The following is a 17,105-nucleotide window of genomic DNA, read 5'->3' as shown; positions in this document are numbered from 1 at the left end:
ACATTCTTCAAATATCTCATCCAATTTATATCAGGAAGAAACACGATAAAGCCGTTCTGAGTGATTGGGGCGATCAGCCTTATAAATTCCATCACTAAGTTTCGTAATCCAACGATACAAGATTTGAATATTCTCAGTTATTTCAAATTTACGGGGGGTTGGAACGTCTGAGCAGTTGCGATGGATCCAATCTTTTGCACCACCGAAAAATACTTGTTCTTCAGTATCTACATACTCTAGAAACGATCTAATGAACGGGTGATTAAAAAATTTTGATTTTAGTTCCTTTTCAAATGCATGCATTTCTAAACCCAGTGGTATTCTGTAAATCGCTAAATCGTGCATAGCGCAGTTTAATTCAATTTTATGTATTGATTCCTGGGTCTGATATATTCTATGCAATGTTTCTACACTGTAGGTCATTGGAAGCGAAGCTATAGAAAACCCCTTATCCGGAAAATTAACTTCAAACTTGAAATCAGCCTCTTTGGGAAATGTTTTGATTTTCTCAGGCAACTGTAATTTTATCTGATCATAAATATTATCGGTGATCAAAATACTTTCAGCTTCAATCATGTTGAAGTATAGCCTATCTGAGAGGTCAAGCTGTTGATCTACTAATGCAAGCTCATAGTTGTAATTTATGTTCTCAGGATAATTAAGTGCTCGTTGAGAAATATTCGCGCTTCCTATAAACGCACGCTCATAATTTGCGACAAAGGCTTTTAAATGTAATCTTGGATTTCTATACAATGTAATTCCTCTTTCTTTAAGATAAGGATAAACCTCAAGATCGGAAGACCCCGCGATAAGGTCTCTAGGTTCCCATCGCACCACAACCATTTTTACATTTTCTTTAGCTTCAATCAAAGGCTTCAGAGATTCCAGCTTTATGTAGGGAACATAAATATGGCATTCTTCCTGGTTAGTTAGGAAATTGAGTAGCTCTGACCTTAATTGTACACCGTTTTTAAACAGCATCTTATTCCTCAATAGACATAAAAGCACTAGCCATTTTACCCCAATCTTGTCGAGCACTTTTCACAGCATCCTTTAAGCGACCCACAGGCTGTTCGTCTTCATAACGAGCCCAAGCCATCAACAAAAGTTTCAAACCTGTTTTTGCTTCAGTGAGTCTTTGACGAAGATTTGTCGAAGTAGCTTCCGGATCTATCGTGTCATTTAATATCTCAACAAACTGGTTATATGCGGGGTGAGATGTATTTAATTTTATAATAATCTTTCCTGCTACTGGCAATACTGTAAAGAAAGCATTTGATTCAAAGTTTGACTCGATAAACTGATATTTAATACTTTTCTCAATCAGAATTTCTTTCGCCAATTGTAAAGGATCCTCCACATTTTCATCATCTGCAAGGATTGTTGCAAGAGCATTCTCCTTTTCTTCATCAGTTGTGGAAGACTCTTCTTTATCGTTTGGCGTCACGTGTCCATCTTCCTTCCGCGACTCCGTAACTTCAGAGGCGTGAATCTCTGCTCCCAAATCAGTTTGATCATCATGTCTTGTAGCAGAGGGTTCCTTTTCTAATCGTTTTTGTTGAGCATCTAATGTTTTGCGAATATTGCTTAACTGGTTTTTAATATCTTTTGCAATATCAATTAAAAAAGCCTTAGGGTCATCTTCTGCCAGAAGTTCTTCTTTAAATTCAAAAATCGTTTGATTTCGGTCTCTTAACTCCTGAGTAAGGTTTAAGGCTCCTAATTCCCGGAAATTATTTGCATACTGTTTATTATTAGTTACACCGAATACCTCATCCAATGCAGGCGGAAACTCAACTTCTACCCCCCACCAGCGTTCAACGGGATCGTAACCAATAATCCATGACGTATCTAAATCTAACTCTCTTCCCGCACGCAGTATTGAAACCCCGACATTACCTCCAGCATGTTTACCATGGGGTAAACCACCAGGATTTCTACCTTTACGAGCGGCTTCAAATGCTACAGAATAACGAACGTAAACAATGTGTGTTTCGCCACGATATTTCACTGGGTATTTTACTTCAAAGTCATCATCACCGCCATACTTAAAAAACATCGGATCAGGCAAACTTTGGGTGGCCAAATATTTGGATACACTTGTATTCTCCATTAAATATAACGGATCATTTGCCAAAAAAGATGTCGTAAATTCAGGGTTTAATAAATTGGCTTCTCTAACAACTGTCGCATTTATAATTACTTTACCAGAATTTATAAATTTCCTATACATCCGTCCAACTAAATATTCTGAATGTTCGATAATGGTCTTTCCGGTTCTCCATAAACATCTATCAAGTTTGCTCCATACAACCAAAGTTCCCGAATCGCCTAAATTTTCTGCTATTTGAATATATTTATTTGGAATCGGTGATTGAGCTGGATCTGGTACCATAGTGAGCGTCCCGTTACTTATTTCATCGACGTCAATATAAGAATGTAAAGCCCATTGGTATCCATGTTGCCAAGTCCAAACATCAACCCTTACAGCCTGTGAAATTGATGAAGAAGGCAAACCCATTCCAAATTTACCAATACTTACTTGTGCCTCTTTAGTGAGATTAGTACCGTTGCCGAATTGCAATGCTTTTTGCAGGGTCTCGGCATCCATGCCACTTCCATTATCGAGTATGGCAATTTCTTTAATTCGCGATACCGTTCGCATATTAATTAATTCGTCATGCTCAAGGCAAATAAGATCTACTGTAGAACTCCCGTGTTGTATTGAGTTGTCAATTAGTTCGGCTATTGCATAAGCCGTATTTTTATAGCCGTTGTCTCTCATTGATTTTACAACGAGCTGTACCGGTACAATTGAATGATCCATATATTCTTTAATAAATTTTAATTCCAAACATCTTCCCAATTAATGAATGCGTCGGCAACTTCGCTGAAGCCTGGCAAATTCTGATCTATTACAGTAACAATTTCAGCTTCCATATTGCCGCCGGATCGAATTCCTCTTATTGCTCTACCTACCATTTGACTATAAAGCACTAATGAATCGGTTGGCCGAGTAATCACAGCGCAACTAGTCTCTGGAGCGTCAAAACCTGTTGTCAAAATACCGTAATTGCAAAGAATCATTGGCTCAGGAAAATCAACTCTTGATTTTTTGAAGTCGGCAATGATTTTAGAACGTTCAACCGAATTTGTTTCGGAAGTTACAACTTTCGAATTTAACCCAACCGCAGTCAAAACGCTATTTAAGGTAATGGCATGATCCTTAGTAATACCAAATACAATAATCCTTTTATGATTTTTCACCAAAGATTGAATTCTGCTTATAATGGCCATATTCCTCAAACGATCTTCCGATATGGCTTTTAATACAGAGGGTGACAAAACATAATTAGATTTTAAATATTCAATATCTTCTTTAGAAAGTTTAATCCCCACTTCTCTAAGCAAGCGAGTATTTGTAACTTTCGCCAAATAACCTTCATCAGTCAAATAATCTACGGGATTATCATATCCTGGAATTTTAAGCATAGCTTTTTGACGGAAAAAGAAATCCGCCAACTTCTGATCCTCCTCAGGATCATTCCAGGTTCGACCTGGGGTTGCCGAAAGTCCAATAAAGCCTGTTCCGCCTTTAATAATATTTTCAATTAATAATTGATAGGTAGGCGCAATGGCCATATGGGCCTCATCCATTATGACAAGTGAACAATTTGCGGCAAAAATGCTCATCGCCTGAAGATCCCGCATTAGGAGCTGGTACGTTTTATCAAGCCCGGCCACTATAAAAGAACCTTTAACTTCCTTTAAATCAATATTTGTTTTATCCCAAAATTTGATTGCAGTAATTTCGCGATCACCCAAAAATGCCCAAGCTTTATAAAATTCGTCGTAAGCTTGATCAAGTAATTCTTTTGTGTTCGCAAACCATATTACATTCTTTTCTGGCTGATCAACAAGATGTCGGCAGATAAAACTAATTGAAGTCCTGGTTTTACCAGAGCCTGTCGGCATATGAAGTAACGCCCTATTATTTGCACTAGTCAGAAATGTTTTCAGCTTTCTAAGAACATCTCTTTGATAATAATAAAGCGGATACCCAACCTGAACATTTGTTGAAGCTACCCAATCAGGTTGCACATCTGGAATGATAATTTCACCAAAAAACTCAAATAGTTTTTCTAACGAAGTGCCTTTAAAGTTAATAGCAGTAAGCTTTTCGAAAACATCGTTGGTCTCAGGAAGATTAAACTGTTTACCGAGTTCATATGCCTCATTGAGTGAAAGTGAATTGATGATAATATCTCGCGAAACTTTATTAATTAGTAAAGCTTGATGCGTGAATGTATTAATCAGAACTTTTCTAAGGTTCTCTGGATATAAGTATGAGCTGTCTAAAGTTTTAAGAGTGCCAATTACTTCTTTGCCTAACATTTCCTGATAAGCACTTTCTTCAAGATTGCTAAGAACATCTGTTATATTCATCAATTGTGATTGTTCAGGTTTATTGAACCAGGCCCTAAAATAATATAATTTTCTATTTCAATTGCTATAGTTTTAATGCAATATCATTTTACGTAAATACTTTTTTTTAAAATGGTAATTAAAACCATCAACTAAAAAAATAACACCAAGATTTTAGCTGTCGATATTAAAAGTCCATTAGATCTTTCAACGGAATTTCCAAACCCAGCGCCAGTTCAGTTAGCGAAATCAAACTTGGATTGTGATCACCGTTTTCGTACTTTTTTATTACAGAATGATCAAGATTACAATTTAAAGCAAGTTTTCTTAAAGATAGATTTTTCTTTTTGCGCAGCGTTTGGAGATGGGCTCCAAATTTTATAAGTATGTCTTTATGACTTTCGCTTTGCATTTCAAATTATGAAATACGAAAGTTGTCTTTTTTACTCTTAAATGTGGTGAGATATATATCACCACCAAGTATATTTGGTTTTTTAAAAATTAGATGCCCAATAATGCGACGAGGGAAAGTTTACAATAAAAAAGGTAATCAACTAACTGAGACTGGCAATGGTAATAAAGTATCAAGCAATAGTTATTTTAAGCAATACTTTTATGGAATTGCCCTTCTTATCACTTGGTTAATAATTTACCTCGTCAATAAATTTAGATGAGAGCTTAAGTAGAGTTTTTACAATTTAAAATCTAAAAGTAATTTTGGCTCAATTTCCAGTCCTTTAGCAAGTTTGAAAATAGTCGTCAACTGTAAATCGGTTGCCCCAGATTCTATAAGCCCGATCTTTACATGATTTAAATCTGCTTTTAAAGCCAATTGCCTTAAAGAAAGTTTTTTCTCTGTACGAAGAGTTCTTAAATGAATTCCAAATTTTTCTTTTACACTTTGATAACTCTCCAATTTATTGAATTTAGAATCGAATATGCTTTTTTAAACGCAAAAAATTGTATACCAATAGGTGTACAATTGTAATTATTATTTATATTTGTTTTGCGAAACTTATTTACAGTATATAAGCTTTCGCTTTAGTCTCGATTTAGAAACCTGAGAAATTTTTAGCAACGGGACGACTAGTGAATTGCCCACGCCATAGCTTTAGCCATAGGTGTGGGCTCTCTTGTCGTGTTGCATGGCTTCTCAGGGCCTCTAAATCCGGCAAGTTGAGTCCACGCCTATGGCTTATCATTGACCGACTTACCGTTAATTAATTTGAACGATGGAAGCGGTAATACAACAACATGATTTTGAACCTTCCTTATCTTTTAAAGATGAGGTAAGGAAGTTTTTTGCAGATCGTACGCCCGATTCTGCAAAGGTGATGTTCTGGAAATTGTTCCAATGCTGGGCGACAAAGGAATGCACAATTAAAGGTGAAGTCACCGATGAAGAAGTCGCCCTGTTCTTCGATCAGTTAACAGACCTGGTGGCCGCGGCTTACATATTACACCAGGCGAACGGGGCTTTGAATAACCAGCAGGAAGGAGAAGAACATGAATAGCTATCCTGTACAATCCTGGGCTCTGCTCATTTCTCCCGGAGAATAAGCTTCTTCCAGTCTTATTAATTAATCAAACCTTTTTATCTAATAACTAAACTAAAATGAAGCTAAAAATATGCTCAGTGGCTTTGCTATGCCTTTTTTTTAAGGTGGCTGCCCATGCTCAAACTGAACCTGTTTACCTCAAAGTCGGCGATAAAATGCCTGATGTCGAGATAAAAAAAATAATGAACTGGAATCGCAAAACCGCCAGGATCTCTGATTTCAGGGGAAAAATGATTGTCCTTGATATGTGGAATTCCTTTTGCGGCAGTTGTATAGCCGGGTTTCCAAAACTTGACTCACTTCAGCGCCGCTATAAGGATAAGCTGCAGGTTCTCCTGGTCAATCCATCCAGCGATAATGAAACTGTCCGAAGCATGAAGATCGTGATCGATCGGATGAATTCCTGGTCGGACAAACCTTTCAAACTTCCGATCGTGTTCCGTGACAGTATCATATCAAGAAATTTCGACTTCTATGGCGTACCATTTTCGGTCTGGATCGGTCCGGATGGAACTATTGTAGCGATCCCGAAGCTTGGTGAATCGATCGAAGCAAATATTGACAAGGTTTTGGCGGGCGAAAAAATTAACGTCACGCCGCGCATTATCAATAGGCCTGCAAATGCAAAAAGAAGGGCATACCAATGAAAAATTTAAAATACCTTATATCTTGTTTGATTCTTATAAGCAGCGCTTTATGTGCGGGCGCTCAGGATTTCGTGGTGGTCTACGGCGAGGTTAAGAGCGCAGGCGGTCAGGCAATTTCCGGCGCTACAGTAAAAGTTAAGCATCAATATGCCCAACAAGTGACAGATGAAAAAGGGCATTTCAAAATTCAAATTTTTGGGACTGATACTCTTATTGTAAATTATATCGGTTATAAACCTGCATCTGCCATCATCGACCCTAAGTTATCTTCCATCCTGCGGATAACACTGGAACCTCTGGTTAGTGAATTAAAAGAAGTAGTAGTAAGTACCGGTTATCAGGACATCCCCAAGGAACGCGCAACAGGATCATTTTATAAACTGGACAATCAATTACTAAATCAGCGGGTTGGTACAGATATCATCAGCCGGATCGACGGACTGACAAGCGGGCTGCAGATCGACCGTCGTGACCCGAACCAGCAAACTATACAGATCAGAGGCCTAAGCACACTCAATATCGAATCGGCGGGCCCGCTGATCGTACTGGATAATTTCCCATACTCCGGAGACATCAATAATATCAACCCTAACGATATCGAAAGTATGACAGTTTTGAAAGATGCCGCTGCGTCATCCATCTGGGGAGCAAGAGCCGGAAACGGGGTTATCGTTATCAATACGAAAAAAGCAAAGCTGAACCAGCCTCTGCAGGTAGCCTTTAACTCGAATTTTACATTTAAACGGAGACCCAACCTTTTCTCTGCCGATGAGATACCTGTGAGCAGTTATATCGATCTTGAAAAGAAGATATTTGGTGAGGGCTACTATGACAATTTGTTTACCGATCCTGCTTTTCCGGCAACATCACAGGTTGTATCCTTGCTGAACGATGCAAGAAATGGTACGATAACGGCGGCCCAGGCTGAACAGCAGATCGCAGGACTGCGCTTAAAAGATGTGAGGAATGACCTCCAGAAATATATTTACAGAAATGCTGCAGATCAGCAATATTATCTCAACCTGACTGGTTCAGGCGCAAACATCAGATACCTGATCTCCGCAGGTTACGACAAGGATATTTCCAGTTTGCGCGGTAATGGAAATGACCGGGTGACCTTACGTTCAAATAATCTGATCGACCTGACTAAAAAATGGCAGCTGAGTACTGATGTGATCATTACCAGGAGTAATTCCTCCAGCAACAGCCCGGGTGGGTTCGGCTCCTACCGGTATGGTCAAACCTCTCTTTCCCCCTATGCATCTCTTACTAACAGCGATGGTTCTCCAGCGGCCATTGATCTGAAATACAGCAAAGCCTTCACTGATACGGCCGGAAAGGGACGCCTGCTCGACTGGAAATATAGGCCATTACAGGAACTGGTCAATAATGATAACAAGTCAGGAACAACTGACGTGCTGCTAAACGCAGGAATGACTTATAAGATCATGAACCCGCTTAAAGCTGATATTAAATACCAATACCAGCAATCCTGGTCATCAGCTGATAACCTGCAGAATCTGAATAGTTTTTCTACACGTGACTATATTAACACTTTTACCCAATTAAGCGAAACCAGCGCCTTCTATGCCGTTCTCAGAAGAGCGATCCTTAATTCTGCTGATCAGGTTAGCAGACAGCAGGCTATCCGTGGACAGCTAAGCTATGAACAGTTATGGAATCAGCGGCACAGGCTAACCGCGATCGCCGGTACTGAGATCCGCGAATCAAGATCAAGTTCGTCTTCTTTTATGACTTACGGGTATGATCCAAATACGTTAACGACGATTCCTGTGGATTATGCCCATCTTTATCCAACGTACGATGGCATCAACGGAGACAGTTACATTCAGGATGGTACATTGTATAAAGCCTATCTTAACCGTTTCGTATCTTACTTTGCTAATGCAGCCTATACGCTTGACAGCAAGTATACTCTAACTGCCTCTGCCAGACGGGATGAATCCAATCTATTTGGGGTAAAGACCAATCAGAAGGGAGTACCCCTTTGGTCTGTCGGCGGGCTGTGGAGAATAAATCAGGAACATTTTTATCATATTGCCTGGCTGCCGGAACTCGCTTTAAGGCTCACTTATGGTGTAAGTGGTAACCTATCACCGAATGAATCCGCATTAACAAGGATACAGAACCTGCCGGCCACACTTAACCCGATCAGGCTACCATTCATAAGTGTCAGCGCTCCGCCAAATCCGGACCTTCGCTGGGAGCAGGTGAAAACCTTGAATGCCGGTCTGGATTTTAGTTTCTTCGATGGAAGATTAACAGGGTCATTCGAATATTATACTAAACACTCGGACGACCTTATCAGCAGTGCATTACTTGACCCTACGGTCGGTTTTATCAGCGGTAACCGCAATTCGGCCAGTATTTTTACTAAAGGATCAGATATCATACTAAACTCGATCAATTTGGATGGTGAACTGAAATGGAGAACCACGCTGCTGTTCAGTAAGGTGAATTTCAAAACCACGAAAAACCTTAACCCACTTACAGACGCTGGATTTGTGAGCGATGGTGGCTTTATTTTACCGCTGTTAAACCAGAACCCCTACGCTATTGTAAGTTATAAATGGGCAGGGCTTGATCCCCAGACCGGTGATCCGCAGGGTTACGTTAATGGTGCGGTCAGCAAGGATTATGACGCGATCATGCAAACCCCGTTGGATCAGCAGGTGATCAGTGGTTCAGCTTTGCCAACCATATTCGGTAATTTACGCAATACGCTGGATTGGCGGAGATTCTCACTGGCCTTTAATTTATCCTACCGTTTCGGCTACTACTTCCGGAAACCAACAACAGATTATTCCAGCCTGATCAGAAGCGGGACAGGCTATTCAGATTATGAGCAGCGCTGGCAAAATCCGGGCGATGAACAAACTACCAATACGCCTTCGTTCATATATCCCGGCAATGCTTCAAGAGACAATTTTTATCATTATGCCTCTGTGAATGTGGAAAAAGCAGACAATATTAAATTACAGGAAATATATCTGAGCTATGATATCCGACCAGCAAGGCCAATATTTGGTATCAGGTCAGTTCAATTCTACCTCTTCGCCAATCAGCTTAATGTAATGCTCTGGAAGGCAAACAAGGCTGGTCTTGATCCGGATGTGCTTTACAGTTTTAAACCGCCTGTCTCTTATTCCGCAGGCATGAAAGTCACCCTTTAAGATATCAAACATATGAAAACTTTGAAATTTATAAATAAGTCTCTCCGGCATATAATAGCGATAGCATTGCCCTTTTTCATTTTGCAATCTATGCTGGTATCCTGCAACAAATATTTAGATGCGAAGCCCGATCTGTCGATCTCTACACCTTCAACGATTGATGACCTGGAGGGTATTTTAAACGGATACGGCACCATGAATGCCCGATACCCTTCCGCATCTGAAGTTGCCTCTGACGACTATTATCTGACAGCTGCGGATTTTAACAGCACGGCAGAAGCGCAACGGCTTTATTACAGCTGGCAGAAATCACCATTTTTTGTCGGTGACTATAGTTCTCCTTACCAGGGAATTGAATTTGCCAATGTCATCCTTGAATCGCTACCCCGGGTTTCCGGCGGGGATGAGATCTCCCGCAATAGACTGGAAGGAAACGCGCTGTTTATAAGAGCTTCGTATCACTACGCCTTAGCGCAATTGTACGCGAAGCCCTACAATGCTCAAACCGCCGGTGCTGATCTAGGTATAGCATTGCGCAAGACTGCAGATGTAGGGATCAAACCAGAGCGTTCTAACCTGAGCGAAACTTACAGCTCGGTGATCGCTGATCTGAAACATTCCATTGCCCTGCTGCCTTCAGCTCCGGACGTCAAATACAGGGCGAGTAAACCTGCGGTTTATGGAATGCTGGCCAGAATTTATCTTTCAATGCGGGAATATAAAACTGCAGGCTTGTACGCGGATTCCGCCCTTGCGCTTTATAGTACTTTACTGGACTATACAAAGCTGAGTACTACGGCTTCGCTTCCTTTCAAGCAGTTTAATGATGAAGTGATCTACGATGCCCGAGGTTTAGGGGCGTCGGCACTGACACAATCCAGGGCACGAATTGATACCATACTTTACAGTTTTTATGCGGCATCAGACCTGAGGAAAAGTATTTTATTCAAGGCAAATGCCAACGGTTCTTTTGCATTTAAGGGAACATACACCGGCGTTACCGGAACAAGTCCCTTCACTGGTATCGCTACCGATGAATTGTATCTGATCAAAGCGGAAACCGCTGTACGGAGTGGTGATGTTCAGCAGGGGGTCGACGCTTTAAATAAGCTTCTTGTGACGAGGTGGAAAAAAGGAACGTATGTTCCTTATGTGGTAACTGATCAAAAACAGGCATTGGCTACGATCCTGAAGGAGCGACGAAAAGAATTGCCATTCAGGACCCTGCGCTGGTCAGACTTGCGCAGGCTGAATTTTGAACCGGAGTTTGCAAAAACACTGACCCGAAAGCTTGGAGGTACCACTTTTGACCTCGCTCCTAATGGTGCCCGGTATGTGTTTCTGATCGATCAGAAAGCTGTGGACATCAGCGGTCTGCCGCAAAATCCTTAAACAACAAAGGGGGCGATTGCCCCCTTTGTTGTTTAATTCGGAGAGGTTATTCCTCCATACCTATCGCAGCGTTAGCAGCTGTATGGCTCTGCTGAGAGCTCCACAAGTTGGCTTTCTGAACATTAAACTCGCTTGATGCCGGAGCTTGACCAATTGTTTTAGCAGTCGTCAAGGTGACGCCGCAGACATTACCGTTATCGATACAAGGATTGACATCCAGCGCGGCGTAATTGTTCAGGTCCTGAACCTGGGCAGATGTCCTTGCGGACGGGCCAATATATTTAAAGAAATTACTGGTTGTTGTAGTTGCTTTAAAAGCGCTTGTGCCAAATGCCAGGGCGATCGCAACAGCAGGGATAATTAACTTTTTCATGTGATGTGCTGCTTTATTAGATCAAAAAACAGCTCAAAAACTTTAGTGTAATTTAATGTTATAACTGTGCCTACTCTGTCTGCAGGTTTTCGGCAGTTCCTGTTCGCTTCGATAAACTCCCTTATCCAAACGTTCTTTCGTGAGACTTGCTAAATGTCACCGGACTCCTTTCGCTGGTAATTTGTTATGATGATCAGGTTTAGTGCAAGGAATGTAAGGTTGAACCAGAAATGGAATTTCCAGCCAAACTTTTCGATCAGCCCCCCGCAGGAACAGGGAATGTGTCCGAAGAACCGTAAAAAGATCATGGCGATATAACCTGTAAACAGGATGAACATGATAGCTGACAGGCAGATACCTGGTTTGACAAACCTGTCCGTAAGCAGCGCTGCACCGGTCAAAGCTTCCACTGGCGGCAACGCCCAAACGAGTACATTTTGTATGACCGGATGAAAAGGCTGCTTAGACATCGCAACTTTGAATTGATCGTGATCGATCAGCTTACTGATCGCCGCATATAGCCAGAGCAAGGCAATGAGTCCGGTAGCGACCTTTATGAAATTCTCCGTTATTCCTTTTTTTATAAGCATGGAATAAAGGTATAATGGCCTTTGTGCCAGAACTTGTCACTCTTTTTCTTTCAGGAAATATTTTTTTTGAAGACGGTCATATTGGATATCATGACCGCGGTCGCGGAGATGGTTGAGCATGCGTTTGATCGTGCGTGTGCTGCATCCAAAGCGTACTGCAGCATCCTCAACTGTGCGGAACCTGTTCTTTATGATCAGTTCCAGAATATAGTCCAGCCTTTTCTCATATGATCTGTAGTCCATAACACCTCTACCATTTGTCAGGTGAAATTGGCGGTAAGGATGACAAAAAACTATAAGCCCAGCTTATAAACTAACTGAAAATCAGCTTCAAAGTGTCACTATGGCAACCAGTTACAGTACAGGATGGCTGAATCTTTTTGGCTTGATGCCTGTTTGAAAGGACCTGCGCAGATCATTCATCATTTCCATGATGCGGTGATAATTGATTCCACTGCCGAATTTCGGTTTTGGCATCAGTTCATAGGGGGATATTTCAAAGATCTCTGCGATCTCATATACCCTCCTGATCGTCATTTCCGTTTCGTCTCTTTCCAGATTGGAATAAGCCGCCTGTGAGATCTCCAGCATGAATGCCATATATTCCTGGCTGTACCCCTTTATGATCCTTCTTATCCTGATCTTTTCGCCTATACTTTGCATTTATTTAATAAGGATGATATTATTCCTATAAGCAAAAGTAATAAAATACAAGTTAAGGTTTTAGCGTATGAAGAGACCTGGTTGCACTTTTACATAGCTTTCAATTCCGGAAGCAGTAAACAAATAAGTGTATGAAGGATCTATCAGATGCAGAAGCAAAACAGATCAAAGGCGGTTCAAGCACCTGCGGCTACAATATTGCCGTCTCGGCAACAGTAGGTGGTTTATTCGGAGGTGCCGGCGCTGTAGCTGGTGCAGTTCTTGCCGCAACAGGCCCGTCCTGCTTGGGCTGGTGGTAAATATCGCCTGAACACCGGGAAGAGATCTTGCCGGTGTTCAATAAATAAGTCCCGGATAATATAAGATCGTAGTTAAGATGCCACCTAGCGCACTGAAGAAATGCAGTTCATTATCCATCATTATGTTGCCGGATCTCCATTTATAAACGATCAGTCCGACGATCACCAGTAAAGCGGCATACTGGTTCCTGATCTCGCCCGCTAAAGGGAAATAGAACGCGACATAATGCGGGGCAAGGATCATAAAGCCCATCATGCATCCCAGTATACTACCAGAGGCGCCAGCACTTGAATAGTCATAATTATTCCGGTTCGACCAGCATACCGCCAATGCGCCGGACAGATGGCTGACCAGATAGATCAGCAGCAGGATCAAACTGCCGTAAAGATATTTTGATCTTAAAAACTCTTCAAATTCACCGCATATCAGAAATAACAAAACAGCGTTGATCAGCAGATGAACGGGATCGTTGTGGATCAGGTCGGAGGTTATCATGCGCCTGTACTCCCTTCTTTTAAAAATGCTGTAAGGATGCAATATCCATTTAAGGTATAGGCTGCGGCTTCGCAATGCCTGTACGCTCACTGCAGTGGTGATGACCAACAGGGTAACCGAAACTGGTCTCCCGGCTAATATTGAAATAAGGTTAGGCATAATGTATTTAATTTAAACTCTTTATCACTTCAACTTATAATTTACAATTTTTCCTAATTGTAAATGGCACCGCTGCGATAGAATTTTACTTAAAATTCTATCGCATGAAATTTCTATATCGACACGGTAAACTGAGCCTGGCCTTATTATTTACCATCACGTTCCTGCTCATCTACCTGACCAATACGTATGTCCTGACCACCGGATTTTATGAGGCTAACGGTGATCCGTTAGCCGCAACCCCTGCACAGGGCGCTATCATTTACGAAGCGCTTCAGAAGTGGGTATACCTCTCCTCAGCTGCGTACCTGCTTATCAAAATTGGTGTGATCGCACTGATCCTGCATACCGCACTTTTCCTGCAGGACCTTGAGGTACCCTTCCGGCGGATCGTCAAAATTGTGGTTTTGGCAGAATTTACTTTTCTGATACCCGCATTTATAAAGCTTGTCAGTTTCAATTATACGTTCCAACACGGAAATTTGTTGGACTGGCACAAATATTATATTCTTTCGGCCTTATCGATTGCCGGCGAAGTGCCTGCTGATTGGTATTATACACTTCAGACCTTAAATCTTTTCGAAGTGACCTACTGGTTCATTCTGGCCTATGGCATTTCGAAGATCACCCAAAAGCCTTTTGATGAAAGTTTAAGAACAGTGGTATGCTCATATGTTCCCGGCTTATTCTTATGGGTAGTTGCGGTTACATTCTTTACACTAATGATGTTCCCCACGGCCGGCTGAAATTACCTGCAACATCGCTCCTTAAAAAATATATACCATGAAAAATCTCATTTCTGTTTATAATACTTATACCCCGCAACGGGGTCCGGACGACTGCGGTCATGCCTGCCTTTCCATGTTATTAAATTATACAGGACGATACGCCGAAGGTGAACGGCTCATGCTCGAGAACTGTTCGCCTCCAGGTGGATCTTCCCTATTTGAGCTTCGCGGACTTCTTTCGAGTTATGGTATCAATGCCCGTAATGTCAGTATGGACCTCATTACCCTGCGGGAATTAAATGTCCCTTGCATCCTGCATACCGTAACGGCTGATGGAGAATTCCATTTTATGGTTTGTTATGGAGCAAAATGCAATGACATTGACTGGGAATACCTGATCGCCGACCCTGCGACAGGTATCTCTTGGTGTCCGGAAAATGAGATAGGCAGATTATGGAAATCAGGTGCTGCGCTATATCCGGAAGGTTTACAATTCAAGTTTCCAAAAGTGACCGATCTGACCTGGAATGTCCTATTCCGATCAGCATCACTCCCCAGGATCCTGTTTGTTTCGATTCCCTTTCTGAACTTGTGGGCTGCTTTGTTTGGTATCGCTTTATCCTGGCTCTTGCAGCGGGGGATGAACAATTCTTTAAGTGACAGCAAAAGCAGTTTGCTTTTCGCAGTAGTATTACTCCTGTTACTGATAATGCTCGCAAAAGGACTCGGTAATTATATCCGGCAGCAAATGCTGATCAAACTGAACGCAGGAATCAGGCGGAAATACATGGCGATCTTTATTGGCAGGCTGATCAACAATGACATCTCCGAAAGATCCCTAAAGAAAGGGCTTGATGATGTTCAGATGATCCAGAACGCTTTTTCAGCACTGTTCGGCATCCTGTTCTCGGATGGTTCACTTGTTATTATTTTGTTGATTGGGTTATGCTATTTTGAACCGTTTGCGGGCCTGATCAATGTTCTTTATGTAATACTGATCGGATGGCGTGGCGCAGTTAACGCCGTAATTATAGCTATTAACCAGCGCAGCCTGGCAGATAAAGCTGCAACAAACGAAATTTCTCTTGCTCAGGTACTAAAATCCCCCCGGTGCACACCAGATCCCCTCGTCACCCATATCGAAGAAGAGCACCGATACACCAATACCGCGAGATCACTCGCAACGCTGATCAACAAACAAAACTTCTTCTATGAATGCCTGGGCAACTTTTCGGTGATCAGTGTGCTGTCCTGCTGTCTTTTTTACGTCCGTAATAACATGATATCTTACAATATGCTGATCACAGAGGTCGTGACCAGTTATTTTGTGACGATGCTGATGCCACGGATATGCCATTCTTTTCCGGTGATCACAGCAGGGGCTCAACTGATGAAAAAATTCCAGGTCAAATAATTTTCACATCGTGGTATAGCGACCATTGCATTATTGTGCGATACAGGATACCTATACCCTAAATTTTACATTTATGGATCAGCAATTAGAGGAGATCAAAGCGGCTCTGACCGCAAGGCTTCTTGAAGTTAATGAAATGGACATGGGCATCGACAGGCTCAATGTTGCACTTAATATAATTGACGAAGCTCTGGCCCGGATTGCCACAGTGCGCGATGATCTGAAATTTACGGATATAGACGAAGAGATCTATTTCTTTAAATATTACCAGCCTGAGATACTGGCAACGCGTATTGAAGAAGTAATGAAATATCATATACAAATGCACGTGCCCATCGGCACAGATGCAAGTAAGATCCGATATTTCGAAGAAGAGATCAGGGCCCGGAAAAGCTTCTTTCGTATGAATAACTTCCATTATCAGTATTATAAGTCCGGACTGACCGAGCTTGATCGCAGTTATTTTCTCATGGACGCCGCGCCGCTTTCAGTACCGCTGCCTGAGCTTTCAGAGTTCGGTCAGGAAATCTCTATGCCAATGACCTACCTGTTTGCGAAATTCATCGCCTATGAACGGATCCAATATTGTCTGCTGGAAGAGATTGCACGGGTAGCACATCCGGAATTGTATGCCGTAAGATCCGGCGCATTAACGTCTGAATTACGCTGGACAGGAGATGCGGTTAACGCCGTTGAACTGGCCTACGGACTATGGCTGACCGGACAATTGAATGATGGCAATGCCAGCCTTAACCAGATCGTTCGCTGGCTGGAAGGCAGCCTTCAATTATCTATTGGCATCGTCCAGCGGCGCTTTAATGAAATTGAGCGCCGCAAGCGTCTCAGCTTTACAAAATTTATCGATCAGATGAAAGAAGCTATCCTGCGAAAGATTGACAAGGGTAATTCCTGATTTTTTTTAGTCAGGCTATGATGCTTTTAAAGGGCGACCGTCGAACGGTCGCCTTTTTTTTAACGATTTATTTTTCGGTAGTACCGAAATGCTCCTGAATTCCCTGTCACTGATACCCTCACCTTTGATCTGTTGACCACGGCGACCATTTGATCGCCGGTCGGTAAGAAAGCTCTTTGACGTACAGGGACAAAGCATTATTCCGCGGGGAGCGGAAAATTCTGCGAAGGTGAGATCATATCAAAATACCGAA

18 protein-coding genes are annotated in these 17,105 nt (G+C 41.9%); 8 read left to right on the top strand and 10 right to left on the bottom strand.

Annotated elements, in window-relative coordinates:
• Positions 1–30: 30 nt before the first annotated feature.
• From ACFQZI_RS06695 to ACFQZI_RS06675, 5 genes are all read right to left on the bottom strand, one after another.
• Entirely contained in the window at positions 31–981 is a 951-nt protein-coding gene (locus ACFQZI_RS06695) for a phospholipase D-like domain-containing protein (RefSeq protein ID WP_377140114.1), read from the bottom strand.
• A 1-nt stretch (position 982) separates the two neighbouring features.
• The gene (locus ACFQZI_RS06690) at positions 983–2,827 is read right to left on the bottom strand and encodes an ATP-binding protein (protein WP_377140111.1); all 1,845 of its coding nucleotides are present in this window, start codon (positions 2,825–2,827) and stop codon (positions 983–985) included.
• A gap of 17 nt (positions 2,828–2,844) precedes the next feature.
• Complete coding sequence (locus ACFQZI_RS06685; protein WP_377140109.1) at positions 2,845–4,446, bottom strand: DEAD/DEAH box helicase; 1,602 nt, start codon at positions 4,444–4,446, stop codon at positions 2,845–2,847.
• A 166-nt stretch (positions 4,447–4,612) separates the two neighbouring features.
• Positions 4,613–4,837, bottom strand: a complete 225-nt coding sequence (locus ACFQZI_RS06680) for a helix-turn-helix domain-containing protein (protein WP_377140106.1) — start codon at positions 4,835–4,837, stop codon at positions 4,613–4,615.
• Between the two features lie 279 nt (positions 4,838–5,116).
• Positions 5,117–5,341, bottom strand: a complete 225-nt coding sequence (locus ACFQZI_RS06675; protein WP_377140103.1) for a helix-turn-helix domain-containing protein — start codon at positions 5,339–5,341, stop codon at positions 5,117–5,119.
• 316 nt (positions 5,342–5,657) lie between these two features.
• Here ACFQZI_RS06675 and ACFQZI_RS06670 point away from each other — a divergent pair, with 316 nt between their 5' ends.
• From ACFQZI_RS06670 to ACFQZI_RS06655, 4 genes are all read left to right on the top strand, one after another.
• Complete coding sequence (locus tag ACFQZI_RS06670; RefSeq protein WP_377140100.1) at positions 5,658–5,939, top strand: hypothetical protein; 282 nt, start codon at positions 5,658–5,660, stop codon at positions 5,937–5,939.
• A gap of 101 nt (positions 5,940–6,040) precedes the next feature.
• Complete coding sequence (locus tag ACFQZI_RS06665) at positions 6,041–6,631, top strand: TlpA family protein disulfide reductase (RefSeq protein ID WP_377140098.1); 591 nt, start codon at positions 6,041–6,043, stop codon at positions 6,629–6,631.
• The gene (locus ACFQZI_RS06660; RefSeq protein ID WP_377140095.1) at positions 6,628–9,825 is read left to right on the top strand and encodes a SusC/RagA family TonB-linked outer membrane protein; all 3,198 of its coding nucleotides are present in this window, start codon (positions 6,628–6,630) and stop codon (positions 9,823–9,825) included. Before ACFQZI_RS06665 ends, ACFQZI_RS06660 begins: the two co-directional genes overlap by 4 nt.
• 12 nt (positions 9,826–9,837) lie before the next feature.
• Entirely contained in the window at positions 9,838–11,217 is a 1,380-nt protein-coding gene (locus tag ACFQZI_RS06655) for a RagB/SusD family nutrient uptake outer membrane protein (protein ID WP_377140093.1), read from the top strand.
• 46 nt (positions 11,218–11,263) lie between these two features.
• Here the strand turns inward: ACFQZI_RS06655 and ACFQZI_RS06650 are convergent, their stop codons facing one another.
• From ACFQZI_RS06650 to ACFQZI_RS06635, 4 genes are all read right to left on the bottom strand, one after another.
• Positions 11,264–11,590: a hypothetical protein gene (locus tag ACFQZI_RS06650; RefSeq protein ID WP_377140090.1), complete on the bottom strand. Its 327-nt coding sequence runs from the start codon at positions 11,588–11,590 to the stop codon at positions 11,264–11,266.
• Between the two features lie 149 nt (positions 11,591–11,739).
• Positions 11,740–12,180, bottom strand: a complete 441-nt coding sequence (locus ACFQZI_RS06645; protein WP_377140088.1) for a MauE/DoxX family redox-associated membrane protein — start codon at positions 12,178–12,180, stop codon at positions 11,740–11,742.
• A gap of 36 nt (positions 12,181–12,216) precedes the next feature.
• Positions 12,217–12,423, bottom strand: a complete 207-nt coding sequence (locus tag ACFQZI_RS06640) for a DeoR family transcriptional regulator (protein ID WP_377140085.1) — start codon at positions 12,421–12,423, stop codon at positions 12,217–12,219.
• A gap of 111 nt (positions 12,424–12,534) precedes the next feature.
• On the bottom strand, positions 12,535–12,843 hold the full coding sequence (locus ACFQZI_RS06635; protein ID WP_377140083.1) for a helix-turn-helix domain-containing protein: 309 nt from the start codon (positions 12,841–12,843) through the stop codon (positions 12,535–12,537).
• Positions 12,844–12,974: 131 nt separating this feature from the next.
• Here ACFQZI_RS06635 and ACFQZI_RS06630 point away from each other — a divergent pair, with 131 nt between their 5' ends.
• Complete coding sequence (locus ACFQZI_RS06630) at positions 12,975–13,142, top strand: hypothetical protein (protein WP_377140080.1); 168 nt, start codon at positions 12,975–12,977, stop codon at positions 13,140–13,142.
• A 37-nt stretch (positions 13,143–13,179) separates the two neighbouring features.
• On the opposite strand, the gene ACFQZI_RS06625 is transcribed toward ACFQZI_RS06630, so the two are convergent.
• Complete coding sequence (locus ACFQZI_RS06625) at positions 13,180–13,797, bottom strand: rhomboid family intramembrane serine protease (protein WP_377140077.1); 618 nt, start codon at positions 13,795–13,797, stop codon at positions 13,180–13,182.
• Positions 13,798–13,901: 104 nt separating this feature from the next.
• Here ACFQZI_RS06625 and ACFQZI_RS06620 point away from each other — a divergent pair, with 104 nt between their 5' ends.
• The 3 genes from ACFQZI_RS06620 to ACFQZI_RS06610 all read left to right on the top strand — a co-directional run bounded on the left by ACFQZI_RS06620 (position 13,902) and on the right by ACFQZI_RS06610 (position 16,852).
• Complete coding sequence (locus ACFQZI_RS06620; protein WP_377140074.1) at positions 13,902–14,543, top strand: hypothetical protein; 642 nt, start codon at positions 13,902–13,904, stop codon at positions 14,541–14,543.
• A 37-nt stretch (positions 14,544–14,580) separates the two neighbouring features.
• Positions 14,581–15,939 (top strand): cysteine peptidase family C39 domain-containing protein, encoded by a 1,359-nt coding sequence (locus ACFQZI_RS06615; protein ID WP_377140071.1) that lies wholly within the window; start codon positions 14,581–14,583, stop codon positions 15,937–15,939.
• 73 nt (positions 15,940–16,012) lie between these two features.
• Positions 16,013–16,852 (top strand): RteC domain-containing protein, encoded by an 840-nt coding sequence (locus ACFQZI_RS06610; RefSeq protein ID WP_377140068.1) that lies wholly within the window; start codon positions 16,013–16,015, stop codon positions 16,850–16,852.
• Positions 16,853–17,105 lie beyond the last annotated feature (253 nt).

The organism is Mucilaginibacter lutimaris (genome assembly GCF_042676625.1).
In the GTDB taxonomy this organism is placed as follows: domain Bacteria; phylum Bacteroidota; class Bacteroidia; order Sphingobacteriales; family Sphingobacteriaceae; genus Mucilaginibacter; species Mucilaginibacter lutimaris.
The sequence above is the reverse complement of the archived record's forward strand: the minus strand, read 5'-3'. Positions and strand labels throughout refer to the sequence as shown.